At 54.7% G+C, this 19,559-nt stretch carries 16 protein-coding genes; 15 read left to right on the forward strand and 1 reads right to left on the reverse strand.

The window, feature by feature from the left end; all coding sequences use genetic code 11:
• Positions 1 to 5 precede the first annotated feature (5 nt).
• The 5 genes from ACOT1A_RS14610 to sucD all read left to right on the forward strand — a co-directional run bounded on the left by ACOT1A_RS14610 (position 6) and on the right by sucD (position 7,141).
• The gene (locus tag ACOT1A_RS14610; RefSeq protein WP_022647461.1) at positions 6 to 722 is read left to right on the forward strand and encodes a succinate dehydrogenase iron-sulfur subunit; all 717 of its coding nucleotides are present in this window, start codon (positions 6 to 8) and stop codon (positions 720 to 722) included.
• A 238-nt stretch (positions 723 to 960) separates the two neighbouring features.
• A complete protein-coding gene (sucA, locus tag ACOT1A_RS14615) occupies positions 961 to 3,768 on the forward strand; it encodes a 2-oxoglutarate dehydrogenase E1 component (RefSeq protein ID WP_022647462.1) in 2,808 nt (935 codons plus the stop codon).
• 14 nt (positions 3,769 to 3,782) lie between these two features.
• Entirely contained in the window at positions 3,783 to 5,009 is a 1,227-nt protein-coding gene (gene odhB, locus ACOT1A_RS14620; RefSeq protein WP_023299612.1) for a 2-oxoglutarate dehydrogenase complex dihydrolipoyllysine-residue succinyltransferase, read from the forward strand.
• Between the two features lie 96 nt (positions 5,010 to 5,105).
• A complete protein-coding gene (gene sucC / locus ACOT1A_RS14625; protein ID WP_022647464.1) occupies positions 5,106 to 6,272 on the forward strand; it encodes an ADP-forming succinate--CoA ligase subunit beta in 1,167 nt (388 codons plus the stop codon).
• Positions 6,272 to 7,141, forward strand: a complete 870-nt coding sequence (gene sucD, locus ACOT1A_RS14630) for a succinate--CoA ligase subunit alpha (RefSeq protein WP_006809578.1) — start codon at positions 6,272 to 6,274, stop codon at positions 7,139 to 7,141. Before sucC ends, sucD begins: the two co-directional genes overlap by 1 nt.
• 86 nt (positions 7,142 to 7,227) lie before the next feature.
• Here sucD and ACOT1A_RS14635 read toward each other — a convergent pair whose 3' ends face one another.
• On the reverse strand, positions 7,228 to 7,944 hold the full coding sequence (locus tag ACOT1A_RS14635; RefSeq protein ID WP_022647465.1) for a GntR family transcriptional regulator: 717 nt from the start codon (positions 7,942 to 7,944) through the stop codon (positions 7,228 to 7,230).
• Positions 7,945 to 8,115: 171 nt separating this feature from the next.
• On the opposite strand from ACOT1A_RS14635, the gene mngA reads away from it, so the two are divergent.
• The 10 genes from mngA to tolA all read left to right on the forward strand — a co-directional run bounded on the left by mngA (position 8,116) and on the right by tolA (position 19,471).
• Positions 8,116 to 10,032 carry a PTS 2-O-a-mannosyl-D-glycerate transporter subunit IIABC gene (gene mngA / locus ACOT1A_RS14640; RefSeq protein ID WP_276170373.1) on the forward strand — a complete coding sequence of 639 codons (1,917 nt, stop codon included), beginning with the start codon at positions 8,116 to 8,118 and terminating at the stop codon, positions 10,030 to 10,032.
• A gap of 23 nt (positions 10,033 to 10,055) precedes the next feature.
• Positions 10,056 to 12,692, forward strand: coding sequence for a mannosylglycerate hydrolase (mngB, locus tag ACOT1A_RS14645; protein ID WP_276170374.1), 2,637 nt, complete (start codon positions 10,056 to 10,058; stop codon positions 12,690 to 12,692).
• Between the two features lie 681 nt (positions 12,693 to 13,373).
• Positions 13,374 to 14,942, forward strand: coding sequence for a cytochrome ubiquinol oxidase subunit I (gene cydA, locus ACOT1A_RS14650; protein WP_023299615.1), 1,569 nt, complete (start codon positions 13,374 to 13,376; stop codon positions 14,940 to 14,942).
• Positions 14,943 to 14,957: 15 nt separating this feature from the next.
• On the forward strand, positions 14,958 to 16,097 hold the full coding sequence (gene cydB, locus ACOT1A_RS14655; protein ID WP_022647469.1) for a cytochrome d ubiquinol oxidase subunit II: 1,140 nt from the start codon (positions 14,958 to 14,960) through the stop codon (positions 16,095 to 16,097).
• Positions 16,098 to 16,111: 14 nt separating this feature from the next.
• The gene (gene cydX / locus ACOT1A_RS14660; protein WP_014169181.1) at positions 16,112 to 16,225 is read left to right on the forward strand and encodes a cytochrome bd-I oxidase subunit CydX; all 114 of its coding nucleotides are present in this window, start codon (positions 16,112 to 16,114) and stop codon (positions 16,223 to 16,225) included.
• Entirely contained in the window at positions 16,225 to 16,515 is a 291-nt protein-coding gene (gene ybgE / locus ACOT1A_RS14665; RefSeq protein WP_276170410.1) for a cyd operon protein YbgE, read from the forward strand. The genes cydX and ybgE overlap by 1 nt, the downstream gene beginning before the upstream one ends.
• Positions 16,516 to 16,663: 148 nt before the next feature.
• On the forward strand, positions 16,664 to 17,068 hold the full coding sequence (gene ybgC, locus ACOT1A_RS14670; protein WP_003858593.1) for a tol-pal system-associated acyl-CoA thioesterase: 405 nt from the start codon (positions 16,664 to 16,666) through the stop codon (positions 17,066 to 17,068).
• Positions 17,065 to 17,757 carry a Tol-Pal system protein TolQ gene (gene tolQ, locus ACOT1A_RS14675; protein WP_022647470.1) on the forward strand — a complete coding sequence of 231 codons (693 nt, stop codon included), beginning with the start codon at positions 17,065 to 17,067 and terminating at the stop codon, positions 17,755 to 17,757. The genes ybgC and tolQ overlap by 4 nt, the downstream gene beginning before the upstream one ends.
• Positions 17,758 to 17,760: 3 nt before the next feature.
• A complete protein-coding gene (gene tolR / locus ACOT1A_RS14680; protein WP_003858589.1) occupies positions 17,761 to 18,189 on the forward strand; it encodes a colicin uptake protein TolR in 429 nt (142 codons plus the stop codon).
• Between the two features lie 28 nt (positions 18,190 to 18,217).
• Complete coding sequence (gene tolA, locus ACOT1A_RS14685) at positions 18,218 to 19,471, forward strand: cell envelope integrity protein TolA (protein ID WP_063926394.1); 1,254 nt, start codon at positions 18,218 to 18,220, stop codon at positions 19,469 to 19,471.
• The last annotated feature ends 88 nt before the right edge of the window (positions 19,472 to 19,559 follow it).

Raw genomic sequence — 19,559 nt, forward strand, 5'->3', positions numbered from 1 at the left:
GGATAATGAAACTCGAATTCTCAGTTTATCGTTATAACCCGGATGTAGACGATGCTCCGCGTATGCAGGATTACACCCTCGAAGCGGAAGAAGGTCGTGACATGATGCTGCTGGATGCTTTAATCCAGCTGAAAGAAAAAGATCCTACGCTGTCGTTCCGCCGCTCCTGCCGTGAAGGGGTATGTGGCTCTGACGGTGTAAACATGAACGGCAAAAACGGTCTGGCCTGTATCACGCCAATTTCAGCGCTACAGCGTGCAGGCCAGAAAATTGTCATCCGTCCTCTGCCTGGCCTGCCGGTCGTGCGTGATTTGGTGGTGGACATGGGGCAATTCTATGCACAATATGAGAAGATTAAGCCTTACTTATTGAATAATGGGCAAAATCCACCCGCTCGCGAGCACTTACAGTCGCCTGAGCAGCGTGAAAAACTCGATGGGTTGTACGAGTGTATTCTCTGTGCATGCTGTTCAACGTCATGCCCGTCATTCTGGTGGAACCCGGATAAATTTATCGGCCCTGCGGGTCTGCTGGCTGCCTATCGCTTCCTGATCGACAGCCGCGATACCGAAACCGAGAATCGTCTGGAAGGGTTAAGTGACGCTTTCAGCGTATTCCGCTGCCATAGCATCATGAACTGCGTCAGTGTGTGTCCTAAGGGGCTGAACCCGACGCGCGCCATCGGCCATATTAAGTCGATGTTGTTGCAGCGCAGTGCGTAAGTAACAACGCCGGATGGCGCTGCGCTTATCCGGCCTACGTAACAGTAGGCCCGGTAAGCGTAGCGCCACCGGGCAAATTGCAGAAACCTTTAAAAACTGCCCTGAAGTTTAGACAGTTTCTAAAGGTTCCTTCGCGGGCCAAATGAAAAGAGCTCGCAGGTGAACCCCGGCACGTACACGTGGTGTGCGTGGTAGTTTCTACGGCGAAAGTAAGCATAAAAATGCTTAAGGGATCACGATGCAGAACGGCGCAATGAAAGCCTGGCTGGACTCTTCTTACCTCTCTGGTTCAAACCAGAGCTGGATAGAACAGCTCTATGAAGACTTCTTAACCGATCCTGACTCAGTGGACGCAAACTGGCGTTCCATGTTCCAGCAGTTGCCTGGTACAGGGGTCAAACCGGATCAATTCCATTCAAAAACACGTGATTATTTCCGTCGTCTGGCGAAGGATGCCTCACGTTACTCTTCTGCGATTTCCGACCCTGACACCAATGCGAAGCAGGTAAAAGTCCTGCAGCTTATCAACGCTTATCGCTTCCGTGGTCACCAGCATGCGAATCTCGATCCGCTGGGACTGTGGCAGCAGGAACGTGTAGCGGATCTCGATCCGGCTTATCACGATCTGACCGAGGCCGATTTCCAGGAAAGCTTTAACGTAGGTTCCTTTGCCATCGGCAAAGACACGATGAAGCTGGGCGATCTGATTGATGCGCTCAAGCAAACCTACTGCGGCTCCATCGGCGCGGAATATATGCACATTACCTCCACCGAAGAGAAACGCTGGATCCAGCAGCGTATCGAATCCGTGGCGGGTCACGCGAATTTCTCAGCAGACGAGAAAAAACGTTTCCTGAGCGAACTGACGGCAGCAGAAGGCCTTGAGCGCTATCTGGGCGCGAAATTCCCGGGCGCAAAACGCTTCTCACTGGAGGGCGGCGATGCGTTAGTCCCGATGCTGAAAGAGCTGATTCGTCATGCCGGTAAGAGCGGCACGCGCGAAGTGGTGCTGGGCATGGCGCACCGTGGCCGTCTGAACGTGCTGGTTAACGTGCTGGGTAAAAAACCGCAGGATCTGTTCGACGAATTTGCGGGTAAACATAAAGAGCACCTCGGCACCGGTGACGTGAAGTACCACATGGGCTTCTCGTCGGATATCGAAACCGAGGGCGGTCAGGTTCACCTGGCGCTGGCGTTTAACCCGTCGCACCTGGAAATCGTCAGCCCGGTGGTTATCGGTTCCGTGCGTGCGCGTCTGGATCGTCTGGACGAGCCGAGCAGCAATAAAGTGCTGCCAATCACCATTCACGGTGATGCGGCAGTCACAGGGCAGGGCGTGGTTCAGGAAACCCTGAACATGTCGAAAGCGCGTGGTTATGAAGTGGGCGGTACCGTTCGCATCGTAATCAACAACCAGGTGGGCTTCACCACCTCTAACCCGCTGGATGCGCGTTCTACCCCGTACTGCACCGACATCGGTAAAATGGTTCAGGCGCCAATCTTCCACGTAAACGCGGATGACCCGGAAGCCGTTGCTTTCGTTACCCGTCTGGCGCTGGACTTCCGTAACACCTTTAAGCGCGACGTGTTCATTGACCTCTTCTGCTACCGCCGTCACGGCCACAACGAAGCGGATGAGCCAAGTGCAACCCAGCCGCTGATGTACCAGAAAATCAAAAAACACCCGACGCCGCGTAAAATCTATGCTGACAAGCTGGAAAGCGAAAAAGTGGCGACGCTGGAAGATGCGACCGAAATGGTCAATCTTTATCGCGACGCGCTGGACGCGGGTGAATGCGTGGTCAAAGAGCTGCGCCCAATGAACATGCACTCCTTTACCTGGTCGCCGTACCTCAACCACGAGTGGGACGAGAGCTACCCGAACAAGGTTGAGATGAAGCGTTTGCAGGAGCTGGCTAAACGCATCAGCACCGTGCCGGAAGCGATCGAGATGCAATCCCGCGTGGCCAAGATCTATGGCGACCGCCAGGCCATGGCGGCGGGTGAAAAGCTGTTCGACTGGGGCGGCGCGGAAACGCTGGCCTATGCGACGCTGGTTGACGAAGGTATTCCGGTTCGTCTGTCCGGTGAAGATGCGGGTCGTGGCACTTTCTTCCACCGTCATGCGGTTGTACACAACCAGTCTAACGGTTCAACCTATACTCCGCTTCAGCACGTGCATAACGGTCAGGGCCAGTTCAAGGTCTGGGACTCCGTGCTGTCAGAAGAAGCGGTTCTGGCCTTCGAATACGGCTACGCCACCGCAGAACCTCGCACCCTGACTATCTGGGAAGCGCAGTTCGGTGACTTCGCCAACGGTGCGCAGGTCGTCATCGACCAGTTCATCTCCTCCGGTGAGCAGAAGTGGGGCCGTATGTGTGGTCTGGTGATGTTGCTGCCGCACGGCTATGAAGGACAAGGGCCGGAGCACTCCTCCGCGCGTCTGGAGCGTTATCTGCAACTCTGCGCCGAGCAGAACATGCAGGTCTGCGTGCCGTCCACCCCGGCTCAGGTGTACCACATGTTGCGTCGTCAGGCGCTGCGCGGTATGCGCCGTCCGCTGGTGGTCATGTCGCCAAAATCCCTGCTGCGTCATCCGCTGGCGGTTTCGAGCCTGGATGAACTGGCTAACGGCACCTTCCTGCCAGCCATCGGTGAAATTGACGAGCTGGATCCGCAGGCCGTTAAGCGTGTCGTAATGTGTTCTGGTAAGGTTTATTACGACCTGCTGGAACAGCGCCGTAAGAACGATCAGAAAGATGTCGCCATCGTGCGTATCGAGCAGCTTTATCCGTTCCCGCATCAGGCGATGCAGGAAGTGCTGAAACAGTACGCTCACGTTCATGATTTTGTCTGGTGCCAGGAAGAGCCGCTCAACCAGGGCGCATGGTATTGCAGCCAGCATCATTTCCGTGAAGTGATTCCATTTGGGTCTGCCCTGCGTTATGCAGGTCGCCCGGCCTCCGCCTCTCCGGCGGTAGGGTATATGTCCGTTCACCAGAAGCAGCAACAAGATCTGGTCAATGACGCGCTGAACGTCGATTAATTAAAGGATACATAATGAGTAGCGTAGATATTCTTGTTCCCGACCTGCCTGAGTCCGTAGCAGATGCAACCGTCGCCACCTGGCACAAAAAACCAGGCGACGCGGTAACCCGTGACGAAGTGCTGGTAGAAATCGAAACTGACAAAGTGGTACTGGAAGTACCGGCTTCAGCGGATGGCATTCTGGATGCAGTCCTGGAAGACGAAGGTACGACCGTGACTTCTCGCCAGATCCTGGGTCGCCTGCGTGAAGGCAACAGCGCGGGCAAAGAGTCCAGCGCGAAATCTGAAGAGAAAGCGTCTACCCCAGCCCAGCGCCAGCAGGCGTCTCTGGAAGAGCAAACCAATGACGCGCTCAGCCCGGCGATCCGTCGCCTGCTGGCTGAGCACAGCCTCGATCCGGCAGCCATCAAAGGTACCGGCGTGGGTGGCCGTCTGACTCGCGAAGATATCGACAAGCATCTGGCAAAAGCGCCTTCAGAGGCGAAAGCGGAAGCGAAAGCCCCTGCGGCAGCACCAGCGGCACAGCCAGCTCTTGGCGCACGTAGCGAAAAACGCGTGCCGATGACCCGCCTTCGCAAGCGCGTGGCCGAGCGTCTGCTGGAAGCGAAAAACTCCACCGCGATGCTGACCACCTTCAACGAAGTCAACATGAAGCCAATCATGGACCTGCGCAAGCAGTACGGTGACGCGTTTGAAAAACGTCACGGTATCCGTCTGGGCTTCATGTCCTTCTACGTGAAAGCGGTAGTTGAAGCGCTGAAACGCTACCCGGAAGTGAACGCGTCTATCGATGGCGATGACGTGGTTTACCACAACTACTTCGACGTCAGCATGGCGGTTTCTACCCCACGCGGCCTGGTCACCCCGGTTCTGCGTGATGTGGACACCCTGGGTATGGCTGACATTGAGAAGAAAATCAAAGAGCTGGCCGTGAAAGGCCGCGACGGCAAGCTGACCGTTGAAGACCTGACTGGCGGTAACTTCACCATTACCAACGGTGGCGTGTTCGGCTCGCTGATGTCTACCCCGATCATCAACCCGCCGCAGAGCGCGATCCTGGGTATGCACGCTATTAAAGATCGTCCAATGGCGGTAGACGGTAAAGTTGAGATCCTGCCGATGATGTACCTGGCGCTCTCATACGATCACCGCCTGATCGACGGCCGCGAGTCCGTAGGCTTCCTGGTTGCCATTAAAGAGCTGCTGGAAGATCCAACGCGTCTGCTGCTGGACGTTTAGTAACTATTTAGCATCACCTGCCCTGTAGGCCGGATAAGCGTAGCGCCGGTCTACAGGTTTGAAGATAACGATTACCCTGAAGGATGGATAGAACACATGAACTTACATGAATATCAGGCCAAACAGCTGTTTGCCAGGTCAGGCTTACCGGCTCCGGTGGGTTATGCCTGTACTACCCCGCGTGAAGCAGAAGAAGCCGCATCTAAAATCGGTTCCGGCCCGTGGGTAGTTAAATGTCAGGTTCACGCTGGTGGCCGTGGTAAAGCGGGCGGTGTGAAGGTTGTTAAGAGCAAAGAAGAGATCCGTGCGTTTGCTGAACATTGGCTCGGCAAGCGTCTGGTAACCTACCAGACAGATGCGAATGGCCAGCCGGTCAACCAGATCCTGGTTGAAGCGGCAACCGACATCGCGAAAGAATTGTACCTCGGCGCAGTCGTAGACCGTAGCTCCCGTCGCGTGGTGTTCATGGCATCTACCGAAGGCGGCGTGGAAATCGAAAAAGTGGCGGAAGAGACTCCGCACCTGATCCACAAAGTGGCAATCGATCCGCTGGCGGGCCCAATGCCTTACCAGGGACGTGAGCTGGCGTTCAAACTGGGTCTGGAAGGCAAGCTGGTTCAGCAGTTCACCAAGATCTTCATGGGGCTGGCGACCATCTTCCTGGAGCGCGATCTGGCGCTGATCGAGATCAACCCGCTGGTGATCACCACCCAGGGCGACCTGATCTGCCTCGACGGCAAGCTGGGCGCTGACGGCAACGCGCTGTTCCGCCAGGCGGATCTGCGCGAAATGCGCGACCAGTCTCAGGAAGATCCGCGTGAAGCGCAGGCTGCCCAGTGGGAGCTGAACTACGTGGCGCTGGATGGCAACATCGGCTGCATGGTTAACGGTGCGGGCCTGGCAATGGGCACCATGGACATCGTTAAGCTGCACGGCGGTGAGCCAGCGAACTTCCTCGACGTGGGCGGTGGCGCAACCAAAGAGCGCGTAACCGAAGCGTTCAAAATCATTCTCTCTGACAGCAACGTAAAAGCGGTTCTGGTGAACATCTTCGGCGGTATCGTACGTTGCGACCTGATCGCCGACGGTATCATCGGCGCGGTAGGAGAAGTGGGCGTTAACGTTCCGGTTGTTGTACGTCTGGAAGGGAATAACGCTGAACTCGGCGCGAAAAAACTGGCTGACAGCGGCCTGAATATTATTGCAGCGAAAAGTCTGACGGATGCAGCTCAGCAGGTTGTTGCCGCAGTGGAGGGGAAATAATGTCCGTTTTAATTAATAAAGATACCAAGGTTATCTGCCAGGGCTTCACCGGTAGCCAGGGGACTTTCCACTCCGAACAGGCGATTGCCTACGGTACGCAGATGGTTGGCGGCGTAACGCCAGGTAAAGGCGGCACCACGCACCTGGGCCTGCCGGTGTTCAACACCGTGCGTGAAGCAGTAGAAGCGACGGGCGCAACCGCGACCGTGATCTACGTTCCAGCGCCGTTCTGCAAAGACTCTATTCTGGAAGCGATCGACGCAGGCATTAAGCTGATCATCACCATCACCGAAGGCATCCCGACGCTGGATATGCTGACCGTGAAGGTGAAGCTGGACGAAGCAGGCGTGCGCATGATCGGCCCGAACTGCCCAGGCGTTATCACCCCGGGCGAATGCAAAATCGGCATCATGCCGGGCCACATTCACAAACCGGGCAAAGTGGGCATCGTGTCCCGTTCCGGTACCCTGACCTATGAAGCGGTTAAGCAGACCACCGATTACGGCTTCGGCCAGTCCACCTGCGTGGGCATCGGCGGTGACCCGATCCCTGGCTCTAACTTCATCGACATCCTGAAGCTGTTCCAGGAAGATCCACAGACCGAAGCGATCGTGATGATCGGTGAGATCGGTGGTAGCGCGGAAGAAGAAGCGGCTGCTTACATCAAAGATCATGTGACCAAGCCGGTGGTGGGTTATATCGCGGGTGTGACCGCGCCGAAAGGCAAACGTATGGGTCACGCGGGTGCGATTATCGCTGGCGGTAAAGGTACGGCTGATGAGAAATTCGCAGCACTGGAAGCCGCAGGCGTGAAAACCGTTCGCAGCCTGGCGGATATCGGTGAAGCACTGAAATCCATCATTAAGTAAGTCCTCTCTGCTCCCCGAATGGGGCGCGTTGAAGTATAAAAAAATGTCCGTTTCGACATGGTTGGCCGCTGTAAAGCGGCCTTTTTTTATTGTCTGCGTTTAGCCACCAGAGTGAATTTATAGTCGTCGGTATTAAACACGTTGCGACTGTATTCAAATACCCGGCCGTCTTTCAGGAAGCCGCGGGAAACTTTTTCAAGAATTGGTTTTGCCGGATCGAGCGCCAGGGCGGCAATCGCCTCGTCCGATGGCATGACTGGCACCAGCTCCTGCTCGCTGCGATCGATAACCAGCTTTTTGACCTGCTCAATGTAATGGTATTTCGACTGTTCCATCACTTCCCAGGTGAGGTCGGGGAACATCGCCAGCGGCATCCATGTCTCTTCCAGATTCACCGGCTTTTCCCTGATGAAGCGTACGCGCTTGACGTGCCAGACCTTATCATCCGGATTGAGCGCCAGTTTTGCCGCGAGCCGCTCATCGGCTTTCACCACTTCGAAGACGCTGACGTCGCTGTGCGTATCAACGTTGCGATCCGCCAGTTTTTCGTAAAAGCCGGTAAGCTGATAAATATCGTAATTCACCCGCTCCTCTTTTACATACGAGCCGCTGCCCTGAATGCTTTCGATGATCTGCTCGTCGGCGAGCAGCTTCAAAGCCTGCCGCACGGTGACACGGCTAACGTTAAATGCCTCCTGAAGGCTGGATTCCGTCGGCAGCGCGTCTCCGGGTTTTAATTCCCCGGCGTTAATCTTCTCGCGGAACGCATCGGCGATCTGCCGGTACATCGGTTTATTGCCCATTGTGTTACGCCTTTTTAATACCTTTTTAGGGGAATTATGCCTTCAGTGACTGATTTGTAAATAATACAAATTAAATACAAATATCATTGTTAGTGAAAATGATCACATAAATGTATTATCCAGTCTGCCACAATCCTCCCCAGACAATAACTTTGGATAGGTGAGGATCTTATGAACCTGACGACTCTGACCGACCCCCGTGCTGTCTGCGTGCAGGCGCAGTTTACCAGCCGTGATGAGGTAATCCGTCAGCTTGCGACGCGGCTGGTAGCGTTGGGCAAAATAGCCGACGCCGATACGTTTCTGGCAGAGGTTTTCCATCGCGAATCGCTTGGCCCGACGGCGCTGGGCGAGGGGCTGGCCGTACCCCATGGTAAATCAGCGGCAGTAAAGGAAGCGGCTTTTGCCGTGGCAACACTGCGCGAGCCGCTGGCCTGGGAAGGCGTGGACGGACCGGAGGAGGTCGAGCTGATTTTTTTGCTCGCCATTCCTCCCGCACAAGCGGGATCAACGCATATTCAGGTGCTGACGGAACTGACGTCCCGCCTGGCGGATGACGATCTCAGGGCGCACGTGATGACGGCGACCAGCGCGGAAGCGGTGCTTGCTGCGCTGGAAACGGCGCCTGAGGCGCAAGAAACCGCCGTCGCAGAGAATGCCCCGACGATCGTCTGCGTTACCGCCTGTCCGGCCGGGATCGCCCATACCTACATGGCAGCGGAATATCTCGAAAAAGCGGGACGTAAGCTCGGCGTCAATGTAGTGGTCGAAAAGCAGGGGGCAAACGGTATTGAGGGGCGCATCACCGCGCAGCATTTGCAGGAGGCAAAAGCGTGTATCTTCGCGGCGGAAGTGGCGATCAAAGAGCGTGAGCGTTTTCAGGGGATCCCCGCCATTTCCGTGCCCGTCGCGGAACCCTTGCGCCATGCGGAAGCGCTCATTGAGCGTGCGCTGGCGCTACAGCCTGTATCCGATGCGCGTCCTGCGCATGTCGACTCGGACGCGAAAAAGTCCGTTAAAACCGAACTCAAGCAAGCGCTGCTCAGCGGTATCTCCTTTGCGGTGCCGCTGATTGTCGCTGGCGGCACGGTGCTGGCCGTGTCGGTACTGCTGGCGCAAATCCTGGGCTTGCAGCACCTGTTCGATCAGGAAAACTCGTGGCTGTGGATGTACCGCAAACTGGGCGGTGGGATGCTCGGCATTCTGATGGTCCCTGTTCTGGCGGCCTATACCGCTTACTCGCTGGCGGATAAACCTGCGCTTACGCCGGGCTTTGCGGCGGGTCTTGCCGCCAATATGATCGGCTCCGGCTTTCTGGGGGCCATCGTCGGCGGGCTGATTGCGGGCTACCTGATGCGCTGGGTGAAAAACCACATCCGGCTGAGTAGCCGCTACAACGGCTTTCTGACTTTTTATCTCTATCCGGTGATTGGCGTACTGGGTGCAGGCAGCCTGATGCTGTTTGTGATCGGCGAACCGGTGGCCTGGATCAATAACGCCCTGACCGCCTGGCTTAATGGTCTCTCCGGCGCGAACGCGCTGCTGCTGGGGGCAATCCTGGGCTTTATGTGCTCGTTCGATCTGGGCGGTCCGGTCAACAAAGCCTCTTACGCGTTCTGTCTGGGCGCGATGGCCAACGGCGTATACGGGCCTTATGCGATCTTCGCCTCCGTCAAAATGGTTTCGGCCTTTACCGTGACGGCATCAACGATGCTGGCTCCGAATCTGTTTAAACAGTTCGAAATTGAGACCGGCAAATCCACCTGGCTGCTGGGGCTGGCGGGCATCACCGAAGGGGCAATTCCGATGGCTATCGAGGATCCGTTGCGAGTCATCGGCTCATTTGTTCTGGGGTCAATGGCGACCGGAGCGATTGTCGGAGCGATGGGTATTGGGCTCTCCACCCCGGGCGCGGGCATTTTCTCTCTCTTCTTACTGCATGATGCCGGGCTGGGCGGCGTGATAGCCGCTGCCGGCTGGTTTGGCGCCGCGCTGGTGGGCGCCGCAATCTCTACGCTCATTTTACTGCTCTGGCGACGCCAGGCCGTGAAGAGCGGTACCTACGTGACTGAAGACATACCATCCTAAACACGCACTGACAGGAAACGAAGATGAAAGCTGTATCTCGCGTTCATATCACGCCACATATGCACTGGGACCGGGAGTGGTACTTCACCACCGAAGCGTCACGTATTCTTCTGGTCAATAATATGGAAGAGATCCTCACCCGTCTTGAGCAGGACGCAGAGTATAAATACTACGTTCTCGACGGCCAGACGGCGGTGCTGGAAGATTATTTTGCCGTGAAACCGGAAAACAGGCCACGCGTGAAGGCGCTGGTGGCGGCCGGGAAGCTGATTATCGGGCCGTGGTATACCCAGACGGACACCACCCTTGTCTCCGGCGAGTCGATTGTGCGCAATCTGATGTACGGCATGCGCGACTGTCTGGCCTTTGGCGAGCCGATGAAAATTGGCTATCTGCCGGACTCCTTCGGCATGTCTTCCCAGCTGCCACACATTTACAACGGTTTTGGCATCACGCGCACCATGTTCTGGCGCGGCTGTTCCGAGCGGCACGGTACCGATAAAACCGAATTTCTCTGGCAAAGCCAGGACGGCAGCGAAGTGACGGCACAGGTGCTGCCGCTGGGCTACGCGATTGGTAAGTACTTACCGGAGGATGAAGCCGGACTGCGCAAACGGCTCGACAACTACTTCGAGGTGCTCGAAAAAGCCTCCGTGACGAAAGAAATTTTGCTGCCTAACGGCCATGATCAGATGCCGCTCCAGCAGAACATATTTGCGGTGATGGATAAGCTGCGCAAAATCTATCCGCAGCGTCAGTTTGTGATGAGCCGCTTCGAGGAGGTGTTTGACCATATCGATGCGCACCGCGATGAACTGGCGACGCTGAAAGGGGAATTTATTGACGGTAAATATATGCGGGTGCACCGGACGATCGGCTCCACGCGGATGGACATCAAAATCGCCCACGCCCGGATAGAGAATAAAATCGTCAACGTCCTCGAGCCGTTGGCTACGCTTGCCTGGACGCTGGGCTTTGACTATCACCACGGCTTGCTGGAAAAAATGTGGAAAGAGATCCTCAAGAATCACGCCCACGACAGTATCGGCTGCTGCTGCAGCGATAAAGTGCATCGCGAGGTGATGTCACGCTTTGAGCTGGCGGAAGACATGGCCGATAACCTGACGTGCTTCTATATGCGCAAGATTGTCGACAACATGCCGCAGAGCGAGGAAGACAAACTGGTGATGTTTAACCTCACGCCCTGGCCGCGTGAGGAAGTAATCAACACCACGATACGTCTGCGCGCCAGCCAGTTCCGCCTGTTGGACGAAAAGGGAAATGAAATCCCTTATTATCTCCGCAGCGCGCGTGAGATAGACCCCGGGCTGATTGACCGGCAGATAGTGCATTACGGCAACTACGATCCCTTCATGGAGTTTGACATCCAGCTCAAACAGATCCTGCCATCTATGGGTTACCGCATGCTCTATATCGAGCCGCACGTGGCCGGCAAACTGCAGACGCCAGATAAATCGCCGGAGGCGTTACTGGAAAATGCTTTCTGGGAAGTAACGTTAAACGAGGACGGTACTTTGCGTCTGCTCGATAAAGCGTCCGGGCTTATCTATGACCGCGCGCTGGAAATTGAAGAGAGCTCGGATGATGGCGATGAGTACGACTACTCGCCTTCACGGGAAGAGTGGAGACTCTCTTCCGCGCAGGGCGAACATGAGGTTGAGGTGATCCACGAGGCCTGGCAGAGCAGGGCGGTGATCCGCCATCGAATGGCGGTGCCAGCGGATCTCGCTGAACGTTCTGCGCGTCAGCAGACGGGAACGCTTGAGGCAGAACTCACGGTCACGCTCAGCCATAACAGCCGACGTATCGACGTCGAGGCACGTCTCGGAAATCACGCGGATGACCACCGTGTGCGGGTGCTGATCCCGACACCATTCACCACAGAGACGGTCTTAGCCGATACCCAGTTTGGTTCGCTGACGCGCCCTGTACAGGATGAAGCGATGGCAGACTGGCAGGAGGAGGGATGGAAGGAAGCGCCGCTGCCGGTGTGGAATCTGCTCAACTACGCGGTGCTCCAGGAACGGCGTAACGGGATGGCGCTATTTACCGAAGGGTTGCGCGAATTCGAAGTAACAGGTGAGCGTCAAAACACGTTTGCCCTGACGTTGCTTCGCGGCGTCGGGTTGCTTGGGAAGGAAGACTTACTTCTGCGCCCTGGCAGACCGTCCGGGATCAAAATGCCGGTGCCTGATTCGCAGATGCGGGGCCAGTTAACCTGTCGCTTTAGCCTGTTCAGTTTTAATGGTTCGCCCGTCAGTGCTGGCGTTGCGCAGCAGGCGAAGTCGTGGTTAACGCCAGTGCACTGTTATAACAAAATTCCGTGGGATGCGATGAAGCTTAACCGTGCCTCTTTCACCACACCCTGTAGCTATAGCCTGCTAACGCTGGCGCCTAACGGATGTGTACTCAGTGCGCTGAAAAAAGCGGAGGATCGTGACGAGATGATTCTTCGTCTGTACAACCCTTCGGAGACCCGCTCCTGTGACGTGGCTTTGTCTGTGAACCGTGAGGTCCAGGCCTGTTGCGAAACGGACATGAATGAGGTGTGCAAAGCGCAAGGGGAGGAGGGCTCAGCCATTACGGGGTCTTTCAGGCCAGGCCAGTCACGCACCTTCAGCATAAAAATTGAAAGGTAATCTCAAGAACAATATCAAGGCCGCATCCCCTGCGGCCTTTATTTCATCAAATAGTCACCAAAGGGTGTTAATTTTAAGATTAGCGAAGGTGAATGAAATGTAATCTTTTAGGCGGGTAGTAAAGCGAAAGAAAAATACTGTGAAGCGGATAACATTATATGTTTCTCTCCCTGCAAAAAGGTCTTTTTTCACGCGCGTTAATAAAAATCACAACTGTTTATATTATCTTCTGGCTTTTATAACCATTAATGCCTTTAAATATACATGTTATTAACAAGGTTTTTACTATCCATGCCACAAAGAAACATCATTAACAGTACCGGCTGTTTTTGATTTAAATCAATGTTTAATCCTTGGAAAAAGGCTCCAAAAGGCGTTAAATTGTTCCCGATCAAAATGGCCGAAAAGTGGTAATTTTGCTATAAATTGATCGCCGTCGAAAAACGTAAATCTGTTCGAATAAAAACCTGTTTATTGTAAGGGTTTTGCAGCGTATTATATTTACGGGATCAATTTGGTTTTTTCTTAACGTATTTGTAACCTTTCATCATTGCTTTTTCCTCCTGTAGAGAATAAGCAACGAAGAAGGGAAGCAGATAACTTTGTATTGGGGCATGCGTGTGGATCCTTATCTAACGGGGTTCACTCTCGGAGTCTTCATGCGATGAGCAAGGAGTCATAATGTTAGACGTAGTCGAACTGTCGCGCTTACAGTTTGCCTTGACCGCGATGTACCACTTCCTTTTTGTGCCGCTGACGCTCGGTATGGCGTTCCTGCTGGCCATCATGGAAACGGTTTACGTCCTCTCCGGCAAACAGATTTATAAAGATATGACCAAGTTCTGGGGCAAGTTGTTTGGTATCAACTTTGCGCTGGGCGTGGCAACCGGTCTGACCATGGAGTTCCAGTTCGGGACAAACTGGTCTTACTATTCCCACTATGTAGGGGATATTTTCGGTGCGCCGCTGGCCATTGAAGGTCTGATGGCCTTCTTCCTCGAATCCACCTTTGTAGGTCTGTTCTTCTTCGGTTGGGACCGTCTGGGTAAAGTCCAGCATATGGCGGTAACCTGGCTGGTGGCATTAGGCTCCAACTTGTCCGCACTGTGGATCCTGGTGGCGAACGGCTGGATGCAAAACCCAATCGCATCTGATTTCAACTTCGAAACCATGCGTATGGAGATGGTCAGCTTCGCTGAGCTAGTCCTGAACCCGGTTGCCCAGGTTAAATTCGTGCACACCGTGGCGTCTGGCTATGTGTGCGGCGCGATGTTCGTGCTGGGCATCAGCTCCTACTATATGCTGCGCGGCCGTGACTTCGCGTTCGCCAAGCGTTCTTTCGCTATCGCAGCAAGCTTCGGTATGGCCGCGATTCTGTCCGTTATTGTTCTGGGTGATGAATCCGGTTACGAAATGGGTGACGTGCAGAAAACCAAACTCGCCGCAATTGAAGCTGAATGGGAAACCCAGCCGGCACCGGCAGCGTTTACCCTGTTCGGCGTGCCTGACCAGGACGCGCAGGAAAACCGCTTCGCCATTCAAATTCCTTACGCTCTGGGTATTATCGCCACGCGCTCCGTCGACAAACAGGTGACTGGCCTGAAAGATCTGATGGTGCAGCATGAAGAGCGTATCCGTAACGGGATGAAAGCCTACTCGCTGCTGGAACAGCTGCGCGCCGGCTCTACCGACCAGGCCGTTCGCGATCAATTTAACGACGTGAAGAAAGACCTCGGCTACGGTCTGCTGCTGAAACGCTATACCCCGAACGTCTCCGACGCGACGGAAGCGCAGATTCAGATGGCAACCAAAGACTCTATTCCACGCGTTGCGCCGCTGTACTTCGCGTTCCGCATCATGGTGGGTTGCGGCATTATCATGCTGCTGATCATCGCGGCCTCGTTCTGGTCAGTCATTCGTAACCGTATCGGTGAGAAAAAATGGCTGCTGCGCACCGCGCTGTACGGTATCCCACTGCCATGGATTGCTATCGAGTCCGGCTGGTTTGTTGCGGAATATGGCCGTCAGCCATGGGCGATCGGTGAGGTGCTGCCAACAGCGGTAGCGAACTCCTCCCTGACCGCAGGCGACCTGATCTTCTCCATGCTGCTGATTTGCGGTCTGTACACCCTGTTCCTGGTGGCTGAACTGTTCCTGATGTTCAAGTTCGCGCGCCTTGGCCCAAGCAGCCTGAAAACCGGTCGCTACCACTACGAGCAGTCTGTTACGACTACTCAGCCGGCACGCTAAGACAGGAGTCATCAAATGATCGATTATGAAGTATTGCGTTTTATCTGGTGGCTGTTGATCGGCGTTCTGCTGATTGGTTTTGCGGTCACCGATGGTTTCGATATGGGGGTGGGCATGCTCACCCGTTTCCTCGGTCGTAATGACACCGAGCGTCGAATCATGATCAACTCCATCGCCCCGCACTGGGACGGTAACCAGGTGTGGCTGATCACCGCAGGCGGCGCGCTGTTCGCTGCCTGGCCGATGGTTTACGCGGCTGCGTTCTCCGGCTTCTATGTGGCGATGATTCTGGTGCTGGCCTCTTTATTCTTCCGTCCGGTAGGTTTTGACTACCGCTCCAAGATTGAAGACACCCGCTGGCGTAACATGTGGGACTGGGGCATCTTCATTGGTAGCTTCGTTCCACCGCTGGTCATTGGTGTGGCGTTCGGTAACCTGTTACAGGGCGTACCGTTCCACGTCGACGAATATATGCGTCTGTTCTACACCGGTAACTTCTTCCAGCTGCTGAATCCGTTTGGTCTGCTGGCTGGCGTGGTGAGCGTGGCGATGATCATCACCCAGGGCGCAACCTATCTCCAGATGCGTACCGTGGGTGAACTGCACCTGCGTTCCCGTGCGACCGCTCAGGTGGCGGCGCTGGTGACGCTGGTCTGCTTCGCGCTGGCAGGCGTGTGGGTCGTGTACGGTATTGATGGCTACGTGGTGACCTCCGCCATTAACCATACCGCACCGTCTAACCCGTTGACCAAAGAGGTGGCGCGTCAGGCTGGCGCATGGCTGGTGAACTTCAACAATATGCCTGCGCTGTGGGCTATACCTGCTCTGGGTGTGCTGCTGCCACTGCTGACAGTGTTAATGTCTCGTCTGGAGAAAGGCGCTATGGCGTTCGTGTTCTCTTCCCTGACGCTGGCGTGCATTATCCTGACGGCAGGTATTGCTATGTTCCCATTCGTGATGCCATCCAGCACCATGATGAATGCTAGCCTGACCATGTGGGATGCAACGTCCAGCCAGTTGACGTTGAACCTGATGACGTACGTTGCTTGCGTGTTCGTGCCGATTATCCTGCTCTACACCGCCTGGTGTTACTGGAAAATGTTCGGTCGCATCACTAAAGAACATATCGAAAGCAACACCCACTCTATGTATTAAGTAAGGAGCTGAATATGTGGTATTTCGCATGGATTTTAGGGACGCTTCTTGCCTGTGCATTTGGTGTCATCACTGCCCTGGCGCTTGAGCATGTAGAAGCGTCTAAAGCAGGTGAAGATAAGCACTAATGAATATTATCGCAACGTTATATGCGGTAATGGACAAGCGCCCCCTGCGGGCGCTTTCCCTCATTATGGCATTACTGCTGGCGGACTGTATCTTCTGGGACCCGTCGCGCTTCGCGGCTAAAACCAGCGAGCTTGAGATCTGGCACGGCTTCCTGATTATGTGGGCGGTGTGTGCAGGTGTGATTCACGGTGTCGGCTTTCGTCCGAAAGCGCTTCACTGGCAGGGCATCTTCTGCCCGCTGATTGCCGATCTGGTTCTTCTCGCCGGTTTGATTTTCTTCTTCTTCTGAATAAGAAATGTCCGTTAATGATATGGGCTTACCCGAGCCCATAAAAATTTACTCTCCGTTTACTTTCCCCCATTCCAAACCATCATTCCCGCGCGTATAGTAGCGAAGTTTGAAAGCTCCAACTTTTCTTGTATTACCGGGATGTAAAGTGAATACAACGCTGTTTCGATGGCCGGTACGTGTCTATTACGAAGATACCGATGCCGGTGGTGTGGTCTACCACGCCAGCTACGTTGCTTTTTATGAACGGGCACGCACAGAGATGCTGCGCCATCATCACTTTAGTCAACAGGTGCTGTTGGCTGAGCGAGTTGCCTTCGTGGTACGCAAGATGACGCTTGAGTATTTTGCGCCTGCCAGACTCGACGATATGCTCGAAGTCCAAACAGAAATTACATCAATGCGCGGAACTTCACTGGTTTTCACGCAGCGGATAGTCAATGCAGAGAACACGGTACTGAACTCAGCTGAAGTCCTGATTGTCTGTGTTGATCCAACCATAATGAAGCCTCGTGCGCTTCCTAAGTCTATTGTCGCGGAGTTTAAGCAGTGACTGACATGAATATCCTTGATTTGTTCCTGAAGGCAAGCCTTCTGGTTAAACTTATCATGTTGATTTTGATTGGTTTTTCAATCGCATCCTGGGCCATCATCATCCAGAGAACGCGTATCCTCAATGCCGCTGGCCGCGAAGCCGAAGCGTTTGAAGATAAGTTCTGGTCGGGTATAGAGCTTTCTCGTCTCTATCAGGAAAGCCAGGGACGCCGTGATAACCTTTCAGGCTCCGAACAAATTTTTTATAGTGGTTTCAAAGAGTTCGCTCGCTTACACCGTGCTAACAACCATGCGCCGGAAGCCGTGGTAGAAGGTGCGTCGCGTGCGATGCGCATTTCCATGAATCGCGAACTGGAAAATCTTGAAACGCATATTCCTTTCCTCGGAACCGTTGGCTCCATCAGCCCGTATATCGGCCTGTTTGGTACGGTGTGGGGGATCATGCACGCCTTTATCGCCCTGGGGGCGGTGAAGCAGGCAACCTTGCAGATGGTGGCACCGGGTATCGCAGAAGCACTGATCGCGACCGCAATCGGTCTGTTCGCGGCAATTCCGGCGGTAATGGCGTATAACCGTCTGAACCAGCGCGTGAATAAACTGGAACTGAACTACGACAACTTTATGGAAGAGTTCACCGCGATTCTGCATCGTCAGGCGTTTACCAGCACCGAGAGCAACAAGGGGTAAACCATGGCCAGATCGCGTGGACGAGGTCGTCGCGAGCTCAAGTCCGAAATCAATATCGTTCCGTTACTGGACGTGCTGCTGGTGCTGCTGCTGATCTTTATGGCGACAGCGCCCATCATCACCCAGAGCGTGGAAGTGGATCTGCCGGATGCGACAGAATCACAGGCGGTAAGCACCAATGACGATCCTCCGGTCATCATTGAGGTTTCCGGCGTAGGGCAGTACAGCGTGGTGGTAGAGAAAGATCGTATGGATCAGCTTCCGCCCGAGCAGGTTATTGCTGAAGCGCAACGACGCCTGGAGTCAAATCCGAAGACGGTCTTCTTAATCGGTGGTGCGAAAGACGTACCATATGATGAAATTATCAAAGCGCTGAACTTGCTACATAGCGCGGGCGTTAAGTCAGTTGGCTTAATGACTCAGCCTATTTGATCATCTGCGTAGTTTTTGGGAACCGATAGTGTCAAAGGCAACCGAACAGAACGACAAGCTTAAGCGAGCGATAATCGTCTCCGCAGTGCTGCACGTAATTCTTTTTGCAGCGCTGATCTGGAGTTCGTTCGATGAGCACCTTGATGCATCAGGCGGCGGTGGGGGCTCGTCCATCGACGCCGTCATGGTGGATCCCGGTGCGGTAGTGCAGAACTATAATCGCCAGCAACAGCAGCAGGCGAGTGCAAAACGTGCGGAAGAACAGCGTGAAAAACAGGCGCAACAGCAGGCGGAAGAGCTACGTGAAAAGCAGGCCGCCGAGCAGGAGCGTCTGAAGCAGCTTGAGAAAGAGCGTTTGCAGGCACAGGAAGCGGCGAAAGAGCAGGCGGAGCAGCAGAAACAGGCTGAAGCCGCAGCGAAGAAAGCGCAGGAACAGCAGAAGCAGGCGGAGGAGGCGGCAGCCAAAGCCGCAGCAGACGCTAAGGCGCAGGCAGATGCTCAGGCGAAAGTAGCCGCAGAAGCAGCGAAAAAAGCCGCTGCTGACGCGCAGAAGAAGGCCGAAGCAGAAGCCGCGAAGAAAGCCGCTGCTGATGCGAAGAAGAAAGCGGAAGCCGAAGCCGCGAAAAAAGCCGCTGCTGACGCACAGAAGAAAGCCGAAGCAGAAGCCGCGAAGAAAGCCGCCCAGGAAGCAGAGAAAAAAGCGGCCGCCGAAGCGGCGAAGAAAGCGGCTGCCGCTGAGAAAGCTGCGGCAGAAAAAGCCGCCGCTGCGGAAAAAGCCGCTGCTGATAAAAAAGCTGCAGCTGAGAAAGCCGCTGCCGATAAGAAAGCAGCAGCCGAAAAAGCCGCTGCTAAAAAGGCCGCTGCCGCTGAGAAAGCTGCCGCAGCCGCAGGAGTTGACGATCTGCTGGGCGACCTGAGTTCCGGTAAGAATGCACCGAAAACGGGCGGTGGGGCGAAAGGAAATGGACAGCCGTCAAAAGACAGCGGTACCTCCGGAGCCAACGGTGGGGCAACAGGTGCAGATATCAGTGCTTATGCCAAACAGATCCAGGTTGCGATTCAGAGCCGACTCTTTGATGCAGGCCTGTATCAGGGCAAGCAATGCGTACTGCACATCAATCTTGCGCCAGACGGCAGGTTGAAAAGCGTGACGTCTGAAGGGGGCGATCCTGCGCTCTGTCAGGCTGCGCTGGCCGCAGCCAGATCGGCGAACATTCCTAAACCGCCTAGCGAGGCTGTTTATGAAAGGATAAAAGATGCCAAACTGGACTTTAAGCTGTAATCAACTCTTCTAACGGAAGTATGAAAAACAGTCTATGGTCGTAAACAGGATAAGTAGTTTTGTCTATTTGGGTTTGTTAACATTCTGC

The organism is Enterobacter cloacae complex sp. SYL003 (assembly GCF_049236925.1).
Lineage (GTDB): Bacteria > Pseudomonadota > Gammaproteobacteria > Enterobacterales > Enterobacteriaceae > Enterobacter > Enterobacter intestinihominis.